1 protein-coding gene is annotated in these 521 nt (G+C 37.0%); it reads left to right on the top strand.

Translation table 11 applies throughout. The features are described 5' to 3' along the window. Positions 1-521 (top strand): TonB-dependent receptor domain-containing protein (locus LC455_RS31095; protein WP_223596806.1); only part of this gene is annotated, 521 nt, incomplete at both ends.

The following is a 521-nucleotide window of genomic DNA, read 5'->3' as shown; positions in this document are numbered from 1 at the left end:
CTTTGTGAATCAGGGAGCCGGGATTTCGCCGGAAATTAATCCGGGATATTCCGGAGATGTATTTATTCCTCAGCCGGGAACTTCTCAGGAAAATGAACTGCAGTCTTACTTTGGAAGAGTAAATTATAATTTTGACAAAAAATATTTCTTAACCGCTTCGTTAAGAGCTGATGGTTCCACACGTTTTGGAGATAATAATAAGTATGGATATTTCCCATCAGTTGCTGCAGGCTGGACCATTTCAAAAGAAAACTTTCTAAAAGATGTTTCATTTATCAATGAGCTGAAACTAAGAGGAAGATGGGGAGAAACCGGAAATCAGGAAGTTCTCAATAAAATTACAAAAGCAAGTTATCTGTTATCACAGAATGCAGGATATTATCTATATGATAACTTAAACCTCATCAATGGAGTTCAGGTGGTAAGAACACCCAATCCTAATCTGAAATGGGAAGTTGTAGCGCAAACCAATATTGGTTTGGACTTCAGCCTATTCAGTAATAAATTATACGGTTCATTAG

Source organism: Neobacillus bataviensis (assembly GCF_019969725.1).
This window is presented reverse-complemented; position numbering and strand designations above follow the sequence as displayed.